19 protein-coding genes are annotated in these 20626 nt (G+C 69.3%); 15 read left to right on the forward strand and 4 right to left on the reverse strand.

All coding sequences use genetic code 11. The annotated features are described in order from the left end of the window. Positions 1-129 precede the first annotated feature (129 nt). On the reverse strand, positions 130-2655 hold the full coding sequence (locus tag AB0N61_RS04035; RefSeq protein ID WP_363361908.1) for an ATP-dependent Clp protease ATP-binding subunit: 2526 nt from the start codon (positions 2653-2655) through the stop codon (positions 130-132). A 227-nt stretch (positions 2656-2882) separates the two neighbouring features. Here AB0N61_RS04035 and AB0N61_RS04040 point away from each other — a divergent pair, with 227 nt between their 5' ends. The 5 genes from AB0N61_RS04040 (at position 2883) to AB0N61_RS04060 (ending at position 6358) form a co-directional block, all read left to right on the forward strand. Then, positions 2883-3503, forward strand: a complete 621-nt coding sequence (locus AB0N61_RS04040; RefSeq protein ID WP_363361910.1) for a hypothetical protein — start codon at positions 2883-2885, stop codon at positions 3501-3503. Beyond that, the gene (locus AB0N61_RS04045; RefSeq protein ID WP_363361912.1) at positions 3503-4141 is read left to right on the forward strand and encodes a hypothetical protein; all 639 of its coding nucleotides are present in this window, start codon (positions 3503-3505) and stop codon (positions 4139-4141) included. The genes AB0N61_RS04040 and AB0N61_RS04045 overlap by 1 nt, the downstream gene beginning before the upstream one ends. Further along, positions 4138-4368: a helix-turn-helix transcriptional regulator gene (locus AB0N61_RS04050; RefSeq protein ID WP_167948538.1), complete on the forward strand. Its 231-nt coding sequence runs from the start codon at positions 4138-4140 to the stop codon at positions 4366-4368. Before AB0N61_RS04045 ends, AB0N61_RS04050 begins: the two co-directional genes overlap by 4 nt. An 80-nt stretch (positions 4369-4448) precedes the next feature. Continuing rightward, entirely contained in the window at positions 4449-4787 is a 339-nt protein-coding gene (locus AB0N61_RS04055) for a hypothetical protein (RefSeq protein WP_167948537.1), read from the forward strand. A gap of 143 nt (positions 4788-4930) precedes the next feature. Then, a complete protein-coding gene (locus tag AB0N61_RS04060) occupies positions 4931-6358 on the forward strand; it encodes a dicarboxylate/amino acid:cation symporter (RefSeq protein ID WP_363361914.1) in 1428 nt (475 codons plus the stop codon). Positions 6359-6445: 87 nt separating this feature from the next. On the opposite strand, the gene AB0N61_RS04065 is transcribed toward AB0N61_RS04060, so the two are convergent. Together AB0N61_RS04065 and AB0N61_RS04070 are read right to left on the reverse strand one after the other, a co-directional pair. Continuing rightward, the gene (locus AB0N61_RS04065; protein ID WP_363361916.1) at positions 6446-8176 is read right to left on the reverse strand and encodes a sodium:proton antiporter; all 1731 of its coding nucleotides are present in this window, start codon (positions 8174-8176) and stop codon (positions 6446-6448) included. Between the two features lie 53 nt (positions 8177-8229). Next, positions 8230-8508: a MerR family transcriptional regulator gene (locus tag AB0N61_RS04070; protein ID WP_363361917.1), complete on the reverse strand. Its 279-nt coding sequence runs from the start codon at positions 8506-8508 to the stop codon at positions 8230-8232. A 122-nt stretch (positions 8509-8630) separates the two neighbouring features. On the opposite strand from AB0N61_RS04070, the gene AB0N61_RS04075 reads away from it, so the two are divergent. The 9 genes from AB0N61_RS04075 (at position 8631) to AB0N61_RS04115 (ending at position 17949) form a co-directional block, all read left to right on the forward strand. Further along, a complete protein-coding gene (locus tag AB0N61_RS04075; protein WP_053097741.1) occupies positions 8631-9053 on the forward strand; it encodes an Hsp20/alpha crystallin family protein in 423 nt (140 codons plus the stop codon). A 100-nt stretch (positions 9054-9153) separates the two neighbouring features. Continuing rightward, positions 9154-10194 carry an LLM class flavin-dependent oxidoreductase gene (locus AB0N61_RS04080; RefSeq protein WP_363361918.1) on the forward strand — a complete coding sequence of 347 codons (1041 nt, stop codon included), beginning with the start codon at positions 9154-9156 and terminating at the stop codon, positions 10192-10194. A gap of 123 nt (positions 10195-10317) precedes the next feature. Then, a complete protein-coding gene (locus AB0N61_RS04085; protein ID WP_167948532.1) occupies positions 10318-10527 on the forward strand; it encodes a methyltransferase in 210 nt (69 codons plus the stop codon). 108 nt (positions 10528-10635) lie between these two features. Further along, the gene (gene glp / locus AB0N61_RS04090) at positions 10636-11868 is read left to right on the forward strand and encodes a gephyrin-like molybdotransferase Glp (RefSeq protein WP_363361920.1); all 1233 of its coding nucleotides are present in this window, start codon (positions 10636-10638) and stop codon (positions 11866-11868) included. Next, on the forward strand, positions 11865-12536 hold the full coding sequence (locus AB0N61_RS04095; protein ID WP_363361922.1) for an NTP transferase domain-containing protein: 672 nt from the start codon (positions 11865-11867) through the stop codon (positions 12534-12536). The genes glp and AB0N61_RS04095 overlap by 4 nt, the downstream gene beginning before the upstream one ends. Beyond that, on the forward strand, positions 12533-12817 hold the full coding sequence (locus tag AB0N61_RS04100; protein ID WP_363361924.1) for a DUF6457 domain-containing protein: 285 nt from the start codon (positions 12533-12535) through the stop codon (positions 12815-12817). Before AB0N61_RS04095 ends, AB0N61_RS04100 begins: the two co-directional genes overlap by 4 nt. Before the next feature lie 127 nt (positions 12818-12944). Continuing rightward, the gene (locus AB0N61_RS04105; RefSeq protein WP_363361925.1) at positions 12945-14336 is read left to right on the forward strand and encodes an MFS transporter; all 1392 of its coding nucleotides are present in this window, start codon (positions 12945-12947) and stop codon (positions 14334-14336) included. Positions 14337-14338: 2 nt separating this feature from the next. Beyond that, entirely contained in the window at positions 14339-15886 is a 1548-nt protein-coding gene (locus AB0N61_RS04110; RefSeq protein WP_363361927.1) for an FAD-dependent oxidoreductase, read from the forward strand. Next, a complete protein-coding gene (locus AB0N61_RS04115; protein ID WP_363361929.1) occupies positions 15883-17949 on the forward strand; it encodes a molybdopterin oxidoreductase family protein in 2067 nt (688 codons plus the stop codon). The genes AB0N61_RS04110 and AB0N61_RS04115 overlap by 4 nt, the downstream gene beginning before the upstream one ends. A gap of 15 nt (positions 17950-17964) precedes the next feature. Here AB0N61_RS04115 and pheA read toward each other — a convergent pair whose 3' ends face one another. Then, a complete protein-coding gene (gene pheA, locus AB0N61_RS04120; protein WP_167948525.1) occupies positions 17965-18915 on the reverse strand; it encodes a prephenate dehydratase in 951 nt (316 codons plus the stop codon). Between the two features lie 62 nt (positions 18916-18977). Between pheA and pgm the strand changes: the two genes are divergently transcribed. After that, complete coding sequence (pgm, locus tag AB0N61_RS04125) at positions 18978-20621, forward strand: phosphoglucomutase (alpha-D-glucose-1,6-bisphosphate-dependent) (protein ID WP_363361931.1); 1644 nt, start codon at positions 18978-18980, stop codon at positions 20619-20621. Positions 20622-20626 lie beyond the last annotated feature (5 nt).

The following is a 20626-nucleotide window of genomic DNA, read 5'->3' on the forward strand; positions in this document are numbered from 1 at the left end:
GTTCGAATCGCTTACTTTGCAGATCCTCGGGCCCGAAAACTGCAAAGTGCGCGATTCGAAGGGGAGGAGGTGGGGCCAGGACACATAGAAGGGGCGGATGCCGCAACATCCGCCCCTTCTGTGTGTGGGTCACTCCCCGCTGGCGACCGCCAGGTCGGGGGTGCCGGAGATCGCTCCGCCGGTGTTGACGCCGACGGCGACCTTCTCGCCACGCGGGCCGTGCTCGAAGAGGAACTCGCCGTCCTTCGCGTCGACCTTCACGTGATCGCCGGGGTTCAGCTCTCCGTGCAGGATCTTCTCGGACAGACGGTCCTCGACCTGGTGCTGCATCGCACGACGCAGCGGACGGGCACCGAGTGCCGGGTCGAACCCGATCTCGATGAGACGCTCCTTGGCGGCCTGCGAGAGCTCGATCGTCATGTCGCGGTCGAGCAGACGCTCGCCGAGGCGCTTCGTGAACAGATCGACGATCTGCACGAGCTCTTCCTTCGACAGCTGCGGGAACACGATGATGTCGTCGACACGGTTGAGGAACTCGGGCTTGAAGTTGCGCTTGAGCTCTTCGTTGACCTTGCCCTTCATCCGCTCGTAGTTCGTCGAGCTGACGCCCTCGATCTGGAATCCGACCGGACCACCGGCGATGTCACGAGCACCGAGGTTGGTGGTCATGATGATGACGGTGTTCTTGAAGTCGATCACGCGGCCCTGACCATCGGTCAGTCGACCCTCTTCGAGGATCTGCAGCAGCGAGTTGAAGATGTCCGGGTGGGCCTTCTCGATCTCGTCGAACAGCACCACGCTGAACGGCTTGCGGCGCACCTTCTCGGTGAGCTGGCCACCCTCTTCGAATCCGACGAATCCGGGAGGGGCACCGAACAGACGCGAGACCGTGTGCTTCTCCCCGAACTCGCTCATGTCGAGCGAGATGAGAGCGGCTTCGTCGTCGAACAGGAACTCGGCGAGCGCCTTGGCGAGCTCGGTCTTTCCGACACCCGTGGGGCCGGCGAAGATGAACGAGCCCGAGGGACGCTTCGGGTCCTTGAGACCGGCACGCTGACGACGGATCGTCTTGGAGAGCGCCGCGATGGCCTCCTCCTGACCGATGACGCGCTGGTGCAGCGCCTTCTCCATGAAGACGAGACGCGAGGACTCCTCTTCCGTCAGCTTGAAGACCGGGATGCCGGTGGCCTGTGCGAGCACCTCGGCGATCAGACCCTCGTCGACGACCGCCCGGGTCGCGACGTCACCCGAGCGCCACTGCTTCTCGAGGCGCAGGCGCTCGGCGAGGAGGCTCTTCTCCTCGTCGCGCAGCGCTGCCGCCTTCTCGAAGTCCTGGTCCTCGGACGCGATCTCCTTCTGCTCGCGCACCTTGGCGATCTTCTCGTCGAATTCGCGCAGCTCGGGCGGGCTCGAGAGGATCGACAGGCGCAGGCGTGCGCCGGCCTCGTCGATCAGGTCGATGGCCTTGTCGGGCAGGAAGCGGTCCGACACGTAGCGGTCGGCGAGGTTCGATGCCGCGACGATCGCGCCGTCGGTGATCTGCACCTTGTGGTGCGCCTCGTACCGGTCGCGCAGCCCCTTGAGGATGTTGATCGTGTGCGGGAGGCTCGGCTCGTTCACCTGGATCGACTGGAAGCGGCGCTCGAGAGCGGCATCCTTCTCGAAGTGCTTGCGGTACTCGTCGAGCGTGGTGGCGCCGATGGTCTGGAGCTCGCCACGAGCGAGGAGCGGCTTGAGGATGCTGGCCGCGTCGATCGCGCCCTCGGCGGCACCCGCACCCACGAGGGTGTGGATCTCGTCGATGAAGACAATGATGTCACCGCGCGTGCGGATCTCCTTGGTGACCTTCTTCAGGCGCTCCTCGAAGTCACCGCGGTAGCGGGAACCGGCGATGAGCGAGCCGAGGTCGAGCGAGTAGAGCTGCTTGTCCTTCAGCGTCTCGGGCACATCGCCCTTGACGATCGCCTGGGCGAGGCCCTCGACGACGGCGGTCTTGCCGACGCCGGGCTCACCGATCAGCACGGGGTTGTTCTTGGAGCGACGAGACAGGATCTGCATGACCCGCTCGATCTCCTTCTCGCGCCCGATGACCGGGTCGAGCTTGTTGTCGCGCGCGGCCTGGGTGAGGTTGCGACCGAACTGGTCGAGCACCTGCGAGCCGCCCTGAGCGCTCGGGGTGTCGTTCGACTGCGCGCCGACGGCTGCCGGCTCGCGGCCGGGTGCGCCGGAGAGCAGCTGGATGACCTGCTGGCGCACCTTGTTGAGGTCGGCGCCGAGCTTGACGAGGACCTGGGCTGCGACACCCTCGCCCTCGCGGATGAGGCCGAGCAGGATGTGCTCGGTTCCGATGTAGTTGTGACCGAGCTGCAGAGCCTCGCGGAGGCTGAGCTCGAGCACCTTCTTGGCGCGCGGCGTGAACGGGATGTGACCGGTGGGCTGCTGCTGGCCCTGACCGATGATGTCCTGCACCTGCTCGCGAACGGCGTCAAGGGAGATGCCGAGGCTTTCGAGCGCCTTGGCTGCGACGCCCTCACCCTCGTGGATGAGGCCGAGCAGGATGTGCTCGGTGCCGATGTAGTTGTGGTTGAGCATCTTCGCCTCTTCTTGGGCGAGGACGACCACTCGACGGGCTCGGTCCGTGAATCTCTCGAACATGCTGTGACTCCTTATTCGCACTGGGGCGAAGCGAGGATCCCTCGACGGTCTCCGCGCCTGTACATCGAGAGTAACCACCGTGCGGATGCAGTATGCCCGTGTTCGCCGTCGGCATAGTGCCGTGACTGTCGGTGACGACTCTCTGGCATGGCCGGGGTTGACGCGATTATCGACTGTCGTTATGTTAACGATTATCGGTAACAACGACTCTCGATAAGGAGTGGATCATGACGTCGACGAAGGACCGCATGCTCTCGCGAGGCGACACGGGTGCCATGATCGCCTTCTGCCTCGCCGGAGCGCTGATCGCCGCCGTCATCACGGTGCACTCGATCGTCCGGATCATCGAGCTCGCTCGCGGGACGAACGTCCCCGTGCTGGTCGAGTTCATCGCCTCGAACACCTCGGTCGACGTGCCGCTGACGTCCGGCGGCACGGTCGCCCTCGGCCTCGACAGTGCGACCATCACCGCACCTCAGCTCACCGTCGTCGCGTCCGTCGTGGGCGTCATCGGACAGGTGGCGCAGATCGTCACGGTCATCGTCGTGATCGGATGCCTCATCCTGCTCGCACGCAGCACGCTCAGGGGACGGATCTTCGGCCGTCGCAGCACCGCGCTGGTCGCGACGGCCGGCATCACCGGACTCCTCGGCTTCTCGACCGTGCGGTTCTTCGACAACATGCTCGCGAACGCGACCGTCGCCGACGTCACCGACAACGGCCTCGAGAACGCCGTGATGAGCGTCGAGCCCTTCACGTTCATCCTCGCCGCCTTCGTCGTCGCCCTGATCTCCACCGTCTTCTCCATCGGCGATCGCCTGCAGCGCGACACGGAAGGACTCGTCTGATGACCGTCACCACCAGCACGACGCGCTCTCAGACCGCCGATGCGATCACCGTGATTCTGTTCGGTGCGGCCGCTTTGCTGGTGACGGCGATCAGCACCGTTCTGCGTGTGCTCGGAACGTTCCGCGACCAGGGCATCGCATGGTCGATCCCGATCGACGAACAGCCGATCGACGCCACTGTGGGCTCAGGAGCCGCGTCGGTCCAGGGGATCGCTCAGGATGCGATGGTGTTCGCCACAGGAGTGGATGGCGCCTCGACCGCAGCGATCATCGGATCTCTAATCCTCTGGGCCCTCGCTCCGCCGATCGTGATCGTCGCCGTGATGCTCGTCGCATGGAACTTCCTCCGCGGACGCTTCTTCGTGAGAGGCAACGCGCGGGCTTTCGACGCGATCGGCTGGACCCTCGTGCTCGCTCCGATGTTCATTGTGCTGCTCGAGAAGATCGGGCTGAACGGGGTGTCCGCCGCAGCAGGCCTCGGCTCCGGCGAGCCGGTGCATCCGATCGAGTTCTGGGCGATCGTCCCGATCTTCGCGACAGGCGTGGCCGTGGGGCTCATCGCCGCCGCATTCCGTCAGGGCATCCGCCTGCAGCGCTCGAACGCGGCGCTCGAGGACGACACCAGGGGGCTCGTATGACCCCGGCAGAGAGCGACGACGAGCTCACCGGCATCCACTGCCGACTCGACGAGCTGCTCGCGGAGCGTGGCATGACCCTGACCGAGCTGAGCGCGCGGGTGGGTGTGAGCATCGTCAACCTGTCGGTGCTGAAGAACGACCGTGCACGGGCGATCCGGTATTCGACCCTGCGCGCGATCTGCGATGCGCTGGGCTGCGAGGTCGGCGATCTGCTCGTGCTCGCCTAGCCGGGCCACGGTCTATCAGCGGAAGTCCGCGCCCCGCAACCCCTTCTATGGATTCGCTGTGAACGCCTAGCGTTTACCGCATGAAGCTCAACGACCGGAACCTGCGCACCCCCTCCCGCATCCTCATGGCCCTGCCCATCGCCGCCCTCGCCTTCTCGCTGGCCGCCTGCGGGGGCTCCTCGCGCCCCGCGGTCGACGACGTCGCCGACGGCATCCAGAAGGTCTACGAAGAACAGGGACTCGGCGATGTCGTCACCGACGACGTCGCCACCTGCTTCGCCGACGCTCTCGTCGACTCCGACCTCAGCAACGAGACCCTGACCTACATCGCCAACGGCGAAGACAAGCAGTCCAGCGAAGAGGACAAGGCGCTCACCACGCAGATCCTCACCGACAACCTGGAGAAGTGCGCGGGCTGACGCACCCCGAACGACACCGAGGGATGACGGATGCTGCGGCATCCGTCATCCTTCGTCATCTCCGCCCGCATGTCGGTGCGCGACTCCTAGCGTTGACCGATGGCGCGCACAGGGCGCGCACAGATTCTGGAGTCCCCAATCCAATGAGCACCACCGTCCGCGCCGCCAAGGCGCCAGACACCCGCGGTCCCGTCCGGAGGCTGCTGACGTCGTTCGGCTTCCAGATCCTCGCAGCCCTCGTCCTCGGCATCGCCGCCGGTCTGATCGCCCGCCAGCTCGGAGCGACGGGCGACGAGCCGAACGGCCTCTCGGCCACCCTCGACACGATCGGCAGCTCGTACGTCACACTGCTGCGCACCGCCGTGGTGCCGCTGATCTTCACCGCGATCGTCGCCAGCATCTCGAACCTGCGACGTGTGCAGAACGCCGCCCGACTGGCCGGCCAGACCCTGCTGTGGTTCGCGATCACCGCATTCATCGCCGTCAGCATCGGCATCGTGCTCGGACTCGTGATCCAGCCCGGGTCGCGCGCGGGCGACGACCTCGCCCCGAGCGCCCCCTACACCGTCGGCACCTGGTGGAACTTCCTTCTCGGCCTGATCCCGCAGAACTTCCTCGGTCTCAGCGTCAGCACCAACGCGGGCGCGACCGAGGGCACGTTCTCGTCCAGCGTGAACTTCAACATCCTGCAGATCATCGTGATCGCCGTCGCCGTCGGCATCGCGGCGCTCAAGGCCGGCAAGAAGGCCGAGCCGTTCCTCGCCTTCACCGAGTCGCTGCTCAAGGTCATCCAGCGCGTGCTGTGGTGGATCATCCGCATCGCCCCGATCGGCACGTTCGGCCTGATCGGCGCGGCGGTCGTCGAGTACGGCTGGGAGAAGCTCGCCTCGCTCGGCTGGTTCGCGATCGCCGTGTACATCGGCCTCGCGATCGTGCTCTTCGTCGTCTACCCAGTGCTCGTGAAGACCAACGGGCTGTCGATCAAGCAGTACTTCTCCGGTGTCTGGCCGGCCGTGCAGCTGGCATTCGTCAGCCGCTCGTCGATCGGCACCCTGCCCCTCACCGAGCGCGTGACCGAGCGCAACCTGGGCGTGCCCCGCTCGTACGCGTCGTTCGCCGTGCCGTTCGGCGCGACCACCAAGATGGACGGCTGCGCCGCGATCTACCCGGCCATCGCCGCGATCTTCGTCGCCCAGTTCTTCGGCATCGAGCTCACCCTCGTGCAGTACCTGCTGATCGTGCTCGTCTCGGTCGTCGGCTCGGCGGCGACCGCGGGCACGACCGGCGCGACGGTGATGCTCACGCTGACGCTGTCGACCCTGGGCCTTCCGCTCGAGGGCGTCGGCCTGCTGCTCGCGATCGACCCCATCCTCGACATGGGCCGCACCGCGGTCAACGTCGCGGGCCAGGCGCTCGTGCCCACCATCGTCGCCAAGCGCGAGGGGATCCTCGACGAGGAGCTCTACAACGCGCCTCGCGAGGGACTGCCGTTCGCCGACGACTCGGCCGACGACGACGCGCCCGAGACGGATGCCACCGCGTCGGAGACCGAGCGGGCCGGCATCCGCTGACCTCGCTCCATCATCGCCCGAGCGCCTCGCCCCTCTCCCGGGGCGGGGCGCTCGTCTGTCGTCGGCTGTGCGCGACCCTGTCGCCGGCTACGCGCGCCCCTGCTGTCGTGTCGCACCGCGCGTGTCGAGCGCGAGCTCCTCGGCATCCATCGCGGTCATCAGCTCGCGCATGAGCTCTTCGTCGAGATTGCCCGCATCGCGCTCCGCGAGCAGGATGTCACGGCGCACCTGCAGCCACCCCCGACTCAGGGCGGCCAGGTCGTCGAAGGAGGGCCGGGCGACGGCATCCTCGACCTGCTGCGCCTCGTCGGTGTCCTTCTCGACCCGGGTCATGCGCTTCGTGAAGGCATCGAAGACGCCCAGGTCGACCTCGCCGTACTTGGCCTGCCACTCGACGCGCTTCTCGGCGAGGAACGCCTTGCCCGCCTCGCGGCTCTTCTCCCGCACCGCGGCGAGCGCGCGCTGATCGTCGTCGTGATCGACGTCGCCTTCGATCCCGAGGCGGCGGATCAGCATCGGCAGCGTGAGCCCTTGCAGCAGCAGCGTGCCCACGGTGACCACGAACGCGACCACGACGATCGCGTGCGAGGCCTCTTCGTCGAGCGTCGCGAGATCAGCGGCGGCGAGCGCGATCGCGAGGGTGACGACGCCGCGCATCCCAGCCCACGAGATCACCGCGCTGTCCTTCCATGTCAGCTGGAGACCCGCCATCTGTTCGCGCACGATGTGCGTGCGCAGCTCGTCGGCGGTGAACTGTCCCCACCGTCGGGACCTCTCGTGACGCTTCTCGAACTCGCCGTTCTGCACCCCGCGATCCCAGCGCTCGAGGCGCCTGCGGTCTTGGAAGTTCGCCCAAGCGCTCGTCGGATAGATGTAGAGCGGGCGCACCACGAGCACGACCAGCAGCACGATGCCCGACAGCACCAGGATCTGCTCGACGGACTCACTGCCCAGGTCGCGCAGCACCCGCGGGAACTGCAGACCGATGTACGCGAACACGAAGCTCTCGAGCAGCAGATCGGCCGACAGCCACAGCGGCTTCTCCTGCTGACGGGTCGTGTAGTCGGTGCGGGGCGAGTTGTATCCGACGTAGAGCCCCATCGCCACGACCGCGAGCACCCCCGATCCGAGCAGGTGCTCGGCGATCGCATAGGCGCCGAAGGGCGCGAGCAGGCCGAAGGTGCCGATCACGACAGCATCGTTGATCCGCATACGGAGCTGATGCAGCAGGATGCCGAAGACGAGACCGATCGCGACCCCGACGGCCACGGCCAGCAGGAACTGCACCACCCCACCCCACACCGACACGGTCGCGCCCGCGAGGATCGCCGCGAACACGCGGTAGAGGGTGAGCGAGGTCGCATCGTTGATCAGGCTCTCGCCCGAGAGCACCGTCATGATGCGGCGGGGCAGACCCAGCTTGCGGCCGATCGCGGCGGCCGACACCGCGTCCGGCGGCGCAACGATCGCACCGAGCAGCAGAGCGCCGGGCAGGGTCAGCGACGGCATGATCCACCAGGCCACGAAACCCACCGCGAGCGCCGTGAGCAGCACGAGCCAGATCCCGAGCCGGCGGATCTGGGGGAGGCTGCGCTTGAATCCGACGAACGAGACGTCCAGCGCCGCGGAGTACAGCAGCGGCGGGAGCACGAGGTTCAGCAGCAGATGGCCGTCGATCTCGACATCCGGCACGAAGGGCAGGAAGGATGCCGCGAGCGCCACGATCGTCACCAGAAGCGGGGCCGGCCACCCGCGCCATCGGGCGACCGCCGCCACGACGACAGCACCGACGAGCACGTAGAAGATCTCGGCATCCATGCCCCTAAAGTACTGCGCGTCTGGATGCGCGCGGGGCGGTGCGGGGCCGGGGATCAGTCGTTGGCGAGCTCCTCGCGGAGGCCGGCGTTCTCATCCTCCAGATCGAGCACGCGACGGATGCCGACGATGTTGATGCCTTCGACGCGCAGCCCGGTCACCCGACGGATGCGCTCGAGGTCGTCGTCGCTGTAGCGGCGCGTGCCGCCCTCGCTGCGGGCAGGCGTAAGAAGGCCCTTCGCCTCGAAGAGTCGCAGGCTGGCCTCGGGCACCCCGCTGAGCTGCGCGGCGACGGCGATGCCGTAGACCGGCATGCTCGGGTCGCGATCATTCATCGGCACCTCCCTCTCGACGCACTTGCATTCTATCTCGGGTTGTTCTATAAAAAATCTATAGCAACGGTTGCAGATAACCTGCACCACCAACGCCCAACCGGGCCACACGAAAGGAGACACTCATGGCCATGTCCTTCGATCCGTTCAGTCAGCTCGACCGCTTCGCTGCGAGCGTGCTGGACTCCGTCCGCGCACCGCGTCTCATGCCGGTGGACCTCTACCGCGACGGCGACCGGTACATCCTGCACGCCGATCTTCCCGGCATCGATCCGGGGTCGATCGACGTCGACCTCGACGGCGGACAGCTCACGATCCGCGCGCAGCGCACGGCTGACGGTCGCGAAGGCGTCCGCTGGCTCGCACGCGAGCGCGGGGCGGGCTCGTTCCTGCGCCAGTTCTCGCTGGGCGACGGCGTCGACCTCGACGCGATCAGCGCCTCGTACGAGAGCGGCGTGCTCTCGGTGATCATCCCGGTCAGTGAGCGCGCGAAGCCGCGCAAGATCGAGGTCGAGTCGAGCGACAACCGACAGTCGATCACCGCCTGAACCCCAGTGGACCGGGGCTCGAACCCGGCCCACCCCGCTTCACCGGCGATGGCGGGGGCGGACGGGAATGCCCCGCCCTCCCCCGCCGTTGCATTCGGGGATGACTTCCACCGCACTCTCCGTCCTCGACCTCGTCCCGGTGCGCACCGGCCAGACCAGCGCCGAGGCGATCTCCTCCTCGATCGATCTCGCCGCCACCGCCGACCGGCTCGGCTACCGCCGCTACTGGTTCGCCGAGCACCACAACATGCCGGCCGTGGCATCCACCACTCCCCCGGTGCTGATCGCCGCCGCCGCGATGCGCACCGCGCAGATTCGTCTGGGCTCCGGCGGCGTCATGCTGCCGAACCACGCTCCGCTCATCGTCGCCGAGCAGTTCGCCGCCCTCGAGGCCATCGCTCCCGGACGCATCGACCTCGGCCTCGGCCGCGCCCCCGGCAGCGACCCCGTCATCACCCAGCTGCTCCGCGGATCGGGCACCACGAGCGACGTCGAGCAGTTCCCCCGCAACGTGCAGGACATCGCCGCTCTCATCTCGGGCGAGGGCGCGACCGTGCGATTCACCTCGGGTGGCGAGTACACGGTGCACGCGACACCGTCTGCCACGGGAAGCCCCGAGGTGTGGCTGCTCGGATCGAGCGACTACTCGGCGCAGCTCGCCGCATCCCACGGTCTTCCTTACGTGTTCGCGAACCACTTCTCGGGGCAGGGCCTCGAGCGCGCCCTCGACCTGTACCGCTCGGGCTACCAGCCGAGCGAGGAGCACCCCGAGCCGCGGACCTTCCTCACCGTGAACGTGGTGGCCTCGCCCACGCAGGAAGAGGCCGAGGCCCGTGCTCTGCCGCAGCTGCGCATGATGTCACGGCTGCGCCTGAACAAGCCGCTCATCGCCCTCGAGACCGTCGAGGAAGCGCTCGCTGCGGAGTCGGATGCCGCGACCGAGCAGGTCGTCGAGGCCGCTCGCTCACGCTGGTTCGTCGGCACCGGCGAGTCGGTCGCGGCAGAGGTGCGCGCGTTCGCGGAGAAGCACGGCGTCGACGAGGTCATGCTGTCGCCCGTCGCCGGGGCCTACGAGTCCGAGCCGCGCGACGCCGCCGCCGGGCGGGCCCAGACGCTCGAGCTCATCGCCGCAGCGCTCTAGGCGGCGCGCTGTCGACCACCCCCTACCGCGCCACGAACGCCGAACGTCGCAGAAACCCCGCTCCAGGTCTGGTATTCCGGCACTTCGGGGCGTACCCTCGCCAGCAACGGAAGGGGTTCGATGATGAGCACTACCAAGACCCTGGCCCTCTGGGTGGCGTACGGCACGAACGGGGTCGTCGGCAGCATCCGGCACGACGACGAGGGCTACACGGTCGTCATGGCCGGGTCCGATGCCGCGACGGGCACGTATCCGACCCTCGAATCGGCGAAGGGCGCGCTGCACTCGCACATGCTGCCAGGCAGCGGCTGGCCGTTGTTCCGCGAGCACTGACTTTCGAACGGGGAAACAAGGGGAAGAGGGGCGGCGCGGTCGCGGGGCATCCCCGCGGCCGTCGTACGCTGACTGCATGCGACTGACCACTCCCCTCGCTCCTCCGGCATGCTGACGGTCGACGAGCAGCGGGCCAAGGTGATCGCCGCCACCCGACCGCTGGATGCCGAATCGGTGCCGATCGCACAGGCGGCCGGCCGCGTCCTCGCCGCGACCGCGCACGCACGGGTCGACGTGCCGCTGTTCGACAATTCCGCGATGGACGGATACGCGGCGCTGTTCAGCGACGTCGAGGCCGCCACGGCCGAGAATCCGGTCGAGCTCGAAGTGATCGCCGACCTCCCCGCAGGGTCAGCTGACGAGCCCGAGCTGAGTCGCGGGCGGGCCGCGCGCATCATGACCGGCGCTCCCGTGCCGCCCACGGCCACGGTCGTCGTACCCTTCGAACACACCCGTGACGGCCTCCGCACGTGGGACGCCCCTGCCGTCGTGATCACGGCGCCGTTCCGCGAGGGTGCCAACATCCGCCGCCGCGGTGAGGAGCTGCGAGCCGGCGACGTCGTCGCGGCAGCAGGCGTCACGCTCGGCCCGCTGCAGCTCACGGCCATCGCCGCCACCGGGACCGACACCGTGCGCGTGCATCGCCGACCGCGCGTCGCCGTGATCTCGACCGGAAGCGAGCTCGCCGCCCCCGGCGCAGACCTCACGCGCGGGCAGATCCCCGAGTCGAACTCGGTGCTGCTGGCCGCGCTCTGCGCCGAGGCGGGAGCCGAGGTCGTCTCGGTCGACACGGTGACGGACGAGGATGCCGCGTTCGCCGCCCTCGTCGATCGCGCGCTCGATGACGCCCGCGCCGACGTCGTGGTCACCTCCGGCGGAGTCAGTGCCGGCGCCCATGAGGTCGTGAAGAACGTGCTGCGTGATCGCATCGAGTTCGTGGCGGTGGCCATGCAGCCGGGCAGACCCCAGGCCTTCGGACGCCTCGCGGACGCGCTCGTGTTCGGCCTCCCGGGCAATCCGGCGAGCGTCGCGGCCTCGTTCGAGGCGTTCGTGCGGCCGGCGCTGCTCGCGCTCCAGGGCCGCGCAGGGGTGCAGCGTCCGATGCTCCGCCTCGCCACCACTGCGGCGTGGTCCAGCCCGGCGGGACGACAGCAGTACGTGCCCCTCACCCTCGATCGATCGGACCCGGCCGCCTGGTCGGTGCGTCCGGCGGCCGCCGACGGGTCGTCGGGCGCCCACCTGGCCGCGGGACTCGCGAGAGCGGATGCCTATGCGGTCGTGCCCGCCGACGTGTCGGCCGTCGCGGTCGGTGACCTGGTCGACGTGATGCTGCTCTCATGACCGAGCGGCACGACACCGAGCACCACAAGAGCGAGACGCGCGCGACCGAGACGCGCGCGACCGAGCCGACCGCCGCGATCATCCTCGCCGGAGGGAGGGCGTCGCGGCTCGGCGGTGCCGTCAAGCCGCTGCTCGACGTCGCGGGGCGAACCCTGCTCGACCACGCCGTCGCGGCCGTCGACGGGTGCGACCCCGTCATCGTCGTGGGCCCGTCGGCGCCGACTCGCGACCACGTCGTCTGGACCCGCGAGTCGCCCGAGTTCGGCGGACCGGTCGCGGGCATCGCCGCCGGCCTCGCCCTCGTCGACACCGCTGACGTGCTGCTGCTGGCGGCCGACCTGCCGAACGCCGTCGACGCAGTGGCGCTACTGCACCGGCATCCCCGCCTCTCCGGCGGCGAGGACGGCGTCTGCCTGATCGACGCGTCGGAACGGATGCAGTGGCTGGTCGGGCGCTACCGCGCCGATGCGCTGCGCGCGGCCCTCGCGACCCTCCCCGACGGCGGCCGCGACGCGTCCCTGAGATCGCTGCTCGCGGGCCTGCGCATCAGGGCTGTTCCGGCGGGAGAGCTGGCGACGGATGTCGACACGTGGGACGATCTCGAACGTGCCCGCGCCGCGTCACCGACGTCCCCCCGCGGCAGCGCCCCTGACGAGGAGACGACATGACCGACAAGCCGAAGCATCTTCCGGTCGAAGCCCTGGACGACTGGACCACGGCCGTCTGCACGGAGCTCGGGATCGATCGCACATCCGTCGACGTCGCTCTGCTTCTCGATCTCGCCCGCGATGTCGCACACGGCGTCGCCCGACCGGCGGCTCCGCTCAGCGCCTACCTCGCCGGTCTCGCAGCGGGACGAGCCGGCGGCGGCCGCCAGGACACCGCTGCCGCGGTGGCCGCGATCACCGAGCTGGCGGCATCCTGGCGAGCAGACGAACGCGATTCCTGAAGTTCTCTCATCGCCCGCCTCTCCGATGTGATCGAGAAGTAATCGTGCGGTAATCGCACTTGCGCGGGCCTGCAACATCCGGCCCCTACGTTCAGAGCATTCATCCTCTCGAACGCCAGGAGCCGCGATGTCCCAGACCATCGGAAGAAGCAGCGTCGACACCTCCGCCGTGACCCTCACCCGGCGGAACGGCCGCTGGATCGACGGATGGAACCCCGAGGATGCGACCTTCTGGGCCGCCGAGGGCAAGGCCATCGCCCGTCGGAACCTCGGCTGGTCGATCTTCGCCGAGTTCCTCGGCTTCATCATCTGGCAGCTCTGGAGCATCGTCGTCGTGCTGCTTCCCGCCGCCGGGTTCACCCTGAGAACCACCGAGTCGTTCTGGCTGATCTCGCTGCCGAGCCTCGTCGGTGCGACGCTGCGGTTCCCCTACACGTTCCTCGTCGCCCGCTTCGGCGGACGCAACTGGACCATCGTCTCGGCGCTGCTGCTGCTGATCCCCGCCATCCTGCTCGGCATCGTCGTGCACGACCCCGAGACCCCGTTCGGCGTGCTGCTCGCCGTGGCGGCGCTCGCGGGCTTCGGCGGCGGCAACTTCGCCAGTTCCATGGCGAACATCACCTACTTCTTCCCGCAGAAGGAGAAGGGCTGGGCGCTCGGGCTCAACGCGGCCGGTGGCAACCTGGGCACCTCTGTGGCGCAGCTCGCGGTGCCGATCGTCGTGTCGATCACCGCCGCGTCGACCTTCAGCCTGTCGTTCGCCGGATGGATGTGGGTGCCGCTGATCCTCGTGGCCGTGTGGGGCGCCTGGCGCCACATGGATAACCTGTCGTCGGCCAAGGCGGACTTCGCCGGGGCCGCCGCCGCACTGCGCGAACCGCATCTGTGGGTGCTGTCGCTGCTCTACATCGGCACGTTCGGGTCGTTCATCGGGTTCTCCAGCGTCTTCCCCAAGCTCATCGCCGACACCTTCCCCGAGTTCTCGACGTTCCAGATCGGCAGTGCCTCGCTGTCGCTGGCGTTCCTCGGAGCCCTCGTCGGCTCTCTCGCCCGCCCCTACGGCGGCAAGCTCGCCGACCGGTTCGGCGGGGCGCGCATGACGATCGCCGCGTTCGCGCTCATGATCATCGGGGCGCTCTCGCTGCTCGTCACCCTCGAGGCGAACAGCTTCGCGCTCTTCCTCGGATGCTTCCTGCTGCTGTTCATCGCGGCCGGGGTCGGCAACGGGGCGACCTACCGGATGATCCCCAACGTCTTCGCCGCCCGTGGTGCCGCGACCGCGGGCGATGCCCTCGGTGTCAGCACCCAGCGCAAGGGCGCGGCGGCCCTCGGGCTGATCTCGGCGATCGGCGCCTACGGCGGATTCGTGATCCCGCAGGTGCTGGCCGCGGCGAAGAGCGGCACCGGGTCGTACGCTCCCGCATTCGGCGGGTTCGTCGCCGCCTACATCGTGCTGCTCCTGATCACGGTCTTCGTCTACCTGATCCCCCGGCCCTCGCTCGCCGGACACCGGATCTGATCATGACCGAGCGCATCGTCGTCATCGGCGCGGGGCCTGTCGGCATCCGCTTCGCCGAGGAGCTGCTGCCGCTCGTGGCGGGCGGTCGGGCGACGGTCACCGTGCTGGGGGCCGAGGCGGCCGATCCGTACAACCGGGTGCTGCTCGCCGAGCTCGCCGTAGGCGAGGCGTCGCGCGAGGAGCTCACTCTCGCCACGTCCGCGAGTCTTCCCGGTGTGGATCTGCGGCTGGGTGCACGAGCAGTGCGGATCGATCGCGATGCACGGGTCGTCGAGCTGGCCGACGGGTCGGCCGTCGGGTACGACCGCCTGGTGCTCGCGACGGGTGCACGATCGATCGTCCCGTCACTCGACGGCCTCGAGACGCTCGGTCGCGACTCCACCGGCCTCGACAGCACCCTCACCGCGGGGGTCTGCGTGCTCCGCGATCTCTCGGATGCCGAGCAGGTGCGCGCGGTCGTCGCCCGCGGCGGCCGGGTCGTGGTGCTGGGCGCCGGGGTGCTCGGGATCGAACTGGCGATGCTGCTCGCGGATGCCGGTGCCGTCCCCTCGGTGGCCCACTTCGGTCCGATGCCGATGCCCCGCCAGCTCGATCGCGGGTCGGCGAGCATCCTCTCGACCGCCCTCTCCTCTGCGGGCGTCACGCTCGTGCCGCACACTCGCGCCGAGGGCGTGATCGGCGTCGAGGGCGACGACGGCATCCGCCGGTTCCGAGCGCTCGCGAGCTCCGACGGCAAGCGCATCGAGGGCGATCTGCTCGTGCTGTCGTGCGGCGTGAGAGCGCGCACCGAGCTCGCCGAGGCTGCGGGGCTCCGCGTCGGCAAGGGTGTGCTCGTCGACGGCGGGCTGCGCTCGTGGTCGGATCCGCGCGTGCATGCGATCGGCGACTGCGCGCACATCGCCGACCCCACCGAGCATCTGCACGACCGCGAGGTGCCGGGCGGGCCGCACGGTCTCGTGGGGCCGGGCTGGCGCCAGGCGAGCTGGCTCGCGGCGCGGATCGCGGCCGAGCTCGGCGCTCACGACGACGACCATGCCGCCGACTTCGCCGACGAGCACCCCGGAGTCGTCGTGCTCAAGGGCGAGCTGGTCGACATCGCATCGGCGGGCGATGTCTCGGCCGACCCCTTCGCCCCCGTCCCCGCCGGCGAGGATGCTCCCGGCATCGCGGTCTGGGCCGATCCCGAGCACGGCGCCTACGTCAAGATGGCGACGCGCGACGGCATCCTCACCGGATTCGTGGCGGTCGGGATGCCGCGAGCCGCCGCCGAGCTGAGCGTGCTGTATCTGCGCGGCGGCGAACTGCCCGCCGACCGCTCGCTGCTGCTGCGCCTCGACGATCCGGACGCCGATGCGATCGCGCCGGCCGGGCGGGACGCGACCCTGTGCATCTGCAACGCCGTGACCGTCGGCCAGATCGAGGACGCGATCGACGACGGCTGCTCATCGGTCGCCGCTGTCGGCGAGTGCACCCGTGCCGGCACCGGATGCGGAGGATGCCGCGCGCGCATCACTGAGCTGCTGCACGCCCACGCGGGGGCCGTCGCATGACCGACACCCACTGCCCCTATTGCGCGCTGCAGTGCGCGATGACGCTGACCCCGACCCCGGGCGCTGCGGTGCCGGTGACCGTCGCCGGACGCGACTTCCCGACCAACCGCGGCGGTCTGTGCAAGAAGGGGTGGACCTCGGCCGAGCTGCTCGCCGACACCGGTCGCCTCACCGCTCCGCTCGTGCGCGGGGCCGACGGCGAGCTGCATCCTGCGGAGTGGGACACGACTCTCGACCTGATCGCCGCACGGCTGCGCCGGATCGCCGACGAGGACGGCCCCGATGCGATCGGAGTCTTCGGCGGCGGCGGACTCACGAACGAGAAGGCCTACCAGCTGGGCAAGTTCGCGCGCATCGCGCTGCGCACCTCGCGGATCGACTACAACGGGCGCTTCTGCATGTCATCCGCGGCCGCTGCCGCCAACCGCTCCTTCGGGATCGACCGGGGCCTGCCGTTCCCGCTGACCGACCTCGACACCGCCGAGACGGTGCTGCTGCTGGGGTCGAACGTCGGCGACACCATGCCGCCGTTCGTGTCGCATCTGCAGGGGGCCAGAGCCCGCGGCGGACTCATCGTCGTCGACCCTCGCCGCAGCTCGACGGCACGGCTGTGCGCCGACGGCGCCGGCATCCACGTGCAGCCCGTGCCGGGAACCGATCTCGCACTGCTGCTCGCGCTGATCCACGTCGTGATCGCCGAGGAGCTGTATGACGACGGATATGTGCGCCAGCGCACATCGGGCTTCGAGGCCCTCCGCCAGTCGGTGTCGGCGTGGTGGCCCGAGCGCGCCGAGACCGTCACGGGGGTGCCGGCGCGCAGCATCCGCGATCTGGCGCGCAGACTGGCGGAATCGGACTCGACGTACATCCTCACCGGCCGCGGCGTCGAGCAGCATGTCGACGGCACCGACACCGCGACGGCCGCCATCAACCTCTCACTGCTGCTCGGGCTGCCCGGCACCCCCGGATGCGGCTACGGCACCCTCACGGGCCAGGGCAACGGCCAGGGCGGTCGCGAGCACGGGCAGAAGGCCGATCAGCTGCCCGGATACCAGTCGATCAGCGACCCGGCCGCCCGCGCTTCGGTGGCGGCCGTGTGGGGCGTCGACCCCGGCACACTTCCCGGACCGGGCGTCCCGGCCGTCGAGCTGCTGCAGAACGCCGGACTCCCCGGGGGCGTGCGAGCGCTGCTCGTGCACGGGTCGAACGTGTTCGTGTCGGCGCCGAACGTCCAGACCGTGCGCGAGGCCCTCGGACGCCTCGACCTGCTCGTCGTCTCCGACTTCTTCCTCTCGGAGACCGCGCGGGCCGCCGACATCGTGCTGCCCGTGCTGCAGTGGGCCGAGGAGGAGGGCACGATGACCAATCTCGAGGGTCGGGTGCTGCGTCGGCGTCGGGCCGTCGATGCCCCGGCCGGTGCTCGCAGCGAGCTGTGGATCATGGCTGAGCTCGCCCGTCGCCTCGACGCCCCCGGCACCTGGAGCCTCGTGCCGTCAGAGGTGTTCGACGAACTCGCCCGCGCCTCCGCCGGCGGCCGCGCCGACTACTCGGGCCTCAGCCACGAGCTGCTCGACCTCGGACTCGAGGCGCACTGGCCCTTTCCGATCGGCAGCCTCGGCACCCCTCGGCTGTTCGCCGACCGGTTCGCACACGCCGACGGGCGCGCGAAGCTCGTGGCCGTGCGCGCTCGTTCCCATCCCCCCGCGGGCGGTGAGCGCCTGAACCTCGTCACCGGGCGACTGCTCGAGCAGTATCAGAGCGGAACGCAGACCCGCCGCATCCGCGAGCTCACCGAGAAGCGACCCCATCTCGTCGCCCAGCTGCACCCCGCGACGGCCCGACGTCACGGGATCGGCGAGGGCGACGGCATCCGCATCTCGAACTCCCGCGGCACCCTGCAGGCGCGCGCCGAGCTGACGCACGACATCAGGCCCGACACGGTGTTCCTCCCGTTCCACCACCCGGATGCCGAGAGCGCCAATCTGCTCACCGACGACCGGGTCGACCCGCACTCGGCGATGCCCGAGTTCAAGCGGGCGCTGGTCGAGATCGGCGCGATCTGACCGCGCGGGCCGGGTTCAGTCGTCGGGCTCGCCCGAGAGGATGCCGCGCAGCCAGTCGCGTGCCTCGACGAACACGTCGTCGTCGTAGCGCTCGGGGTACTGCACGATCTGGCGGTCGGCCCGGGGGTAGGACCCGAGGAAAACCACACGCGGGCTGAAACGACGGATGCCGAGCAGGGCGTCGGCCATGCGCTCGTGCTCGATGTGCCCGTCGGCGTCGATCACGAACCGGTAGCGCCCGAGCTCGTCGCCGATCGGCCGCGACTGGATCAGCGAGAGGTTGATGCCGCGGGTCGAGAACTGCTCGAGCATCTCGAGCAGCGATCCGGGGTGGTCGTTCGGCAGCTCGACGATCAGCGAGGTCTTGTCGGCGCCGGTGGGAGCCGGCGCGGTGGTGGTGCGGGTGACGAGCACGAACCGGGTGACCGCCTGGGCGTTGTCTCCGATGTTCTCGGCCAGCACGTCGACGTCGAGGTGCTTCACCACACCGGGAGCGGCGATCGCCGCCTGTGCGGGAAGGGTGCCGTCGAGCACGCCGATGGCCGACGCCACGTTGCTCGCCGCGGGCACGTGGGAGTGCGAGGGCATGTTCGCGCCGAGCCAGCCGTGGCACTGCGCGTAGGCGACCGGATGCGCCGCGATGACCTGCACGTCGTCGAGGGTGGTGCCGCGCGGGGCCACCAGCACGAAGTTCACCCGCACGAGATACTCGCCGATGATCCGCAGTCCGGGGATCGTGGCCAGAGCGTCCTGCGTGGTCGAGACTCCGCCCTCGACCGAGTTCTCGATCGCGATCATGGCGGCGTCGCTGCGACCCTCCAGCACGTCGGCGAGAGCTTCGCCCACGTTGTGCACGGCACGCCAGTCTTGACCTCGGGCTTCAGCGACCTGTTCGAGCGCCGCTTCGGTGAATGTTCCGGCGGGGCCGAGATAGCTGTAGGTGCGGCGTTCAGTCACGCGTTTCACCTTAGGGCACCCGCAGAGGCCCAGAAGATGCGCGGATGCCGAGATGGGGGCAGACTGTCTGCATGACGAGCCGCGCCGGCCTCCCTGCCGAGGAATCTGATCTGATCGATGTCGACGAGCTGATCGCCGCGTACTACGACCGCGTGCCCGACCCCGGCGTCGCCGCCGAACGGGTCGCGTTCGGCACCAGCGGACACCGCGGGTCGTCGCTCAGCAAGAGCTTCAACGAGAATCACATCCTTGCGACCACCCAGGCGATCGTCGACTACCGCGCGAGCCAGGGCATCACCGGCCCGCTCTTCCTCGGCCGCGACACCCACGCCCTCTCGCTGCCCGCCGAGCGCAGCGCCATCGAGGTGCTGGTGGCCAACGGCGTCGACGTCCGCGTCGACTCGCGCGACGCATGGGTGCCGACGCCCGCGCTCAGCCACGCGATCCTCACCTACAACCGCGACCTCGCACCGGATGCCGCGGGCCGCGCCGACGGCATCGTCGTCACCCCGTCGCACAACCCGCCCCGCGACGGCGGCTTCAAGTACAACCCGCCGCACGGCGGACCGGCCGACACCGACGCGACCGGCTGGATCGCCGACCGCGCCAATGAACTGATCGCCGGTGGCCTCGCCGACGTCAAGCGCGAGCGGTTCGCCGACATCGACTGGGACGCGCTTCCGGGCTACGACTTCCGCGATGCCTATGTGCGCGACCTCGCGACGATCATCGACATCGACGCGATCCGCACCGCCGGAGTGCGCATCGGCGCTGATCCGCTCGGCGGCGCATCGGTCGAGTACTGGGCGCTCATCAAGGAGGTCTACGACCTCGACCTCACCGTCGTGAACCCCGAGGTCGACCCGACGTGGCGCTTCATGACGCTCGACTGGGACGAGAAGATCCGCATGGATCCGTCCTCCCCGTCGGCGATGGCCTCGCTCGTCGCCAAGAAGGGCGACTACGACGTGCTGACGGGCAACGACGCGGATGCCGATCGCCACGGCATCGTCACCCCCGACGCCGGGCTCATGAACCCGAACCACTACCTCGCGGTCGCGATCGACTACCTGTTCTCGCACCGCTCGGAGTGGCCGCGCGACGCCGCGATCGGCAAGACCCTCGTGTCGTCGATGATCATCGACCGGGTCGCCGAGTCGCTCGGTCGCCGTCTGCTCGAGGTTCCCGTGGGCTTCAAGTGGTTCGTGCCCGGTCTGCTCGACGGCTCGGTCGCGTTCGGCGGCGAGGAGTCGGCCGGAGCATCGTTCCTGCGCAAGGACGGCACGGTCTGGTCGACCGACAAGGACGGCATCCTGCTGTGCCTGCTCGCGGCCGAGATCATCGCGGTGACCGGCAAGACGCCGTCGGAGCGGTACGGCGAGCTTGAGCAGGCGTTCGGATCGTCGGCCTATCAGCGCGTCGACGCCCCGGCGACTCCCGAGCAGAAGGCGACGCTGGGCAAGCTCGCTCCCGAGGCGGTCTCGGCCACGACCCTCGCGGGCGAGGAGATCACCGCCAAGCTGTCGCACGCCCCCGGCAACGGCGCGGCGATCGGCGGCCTCAAGGTGCAGACCGAGCACGCCTGGTTCGCGGCACGCCCGTCGGGCACGGAAGACGTCTACAAGCTCTACGCCGAGAGCCTGCGCGGAGCCGAGCACCTCGCCGAGGTGCAGGCCGAGGCCCGCGCCGTCGTGTCGGCCGCCCTCGGGGGCTGACGCGC

Origin of the sequence: Microbacterium sp. NPDC089320 (genome assembly GCF_040684875.1) — a bacterium.
Taxonomy (GTDB): Bacteria; Actinomycetota; Actinomycetes; order Actinomycetales; family Microbacteriaceae; genus Microbacterium.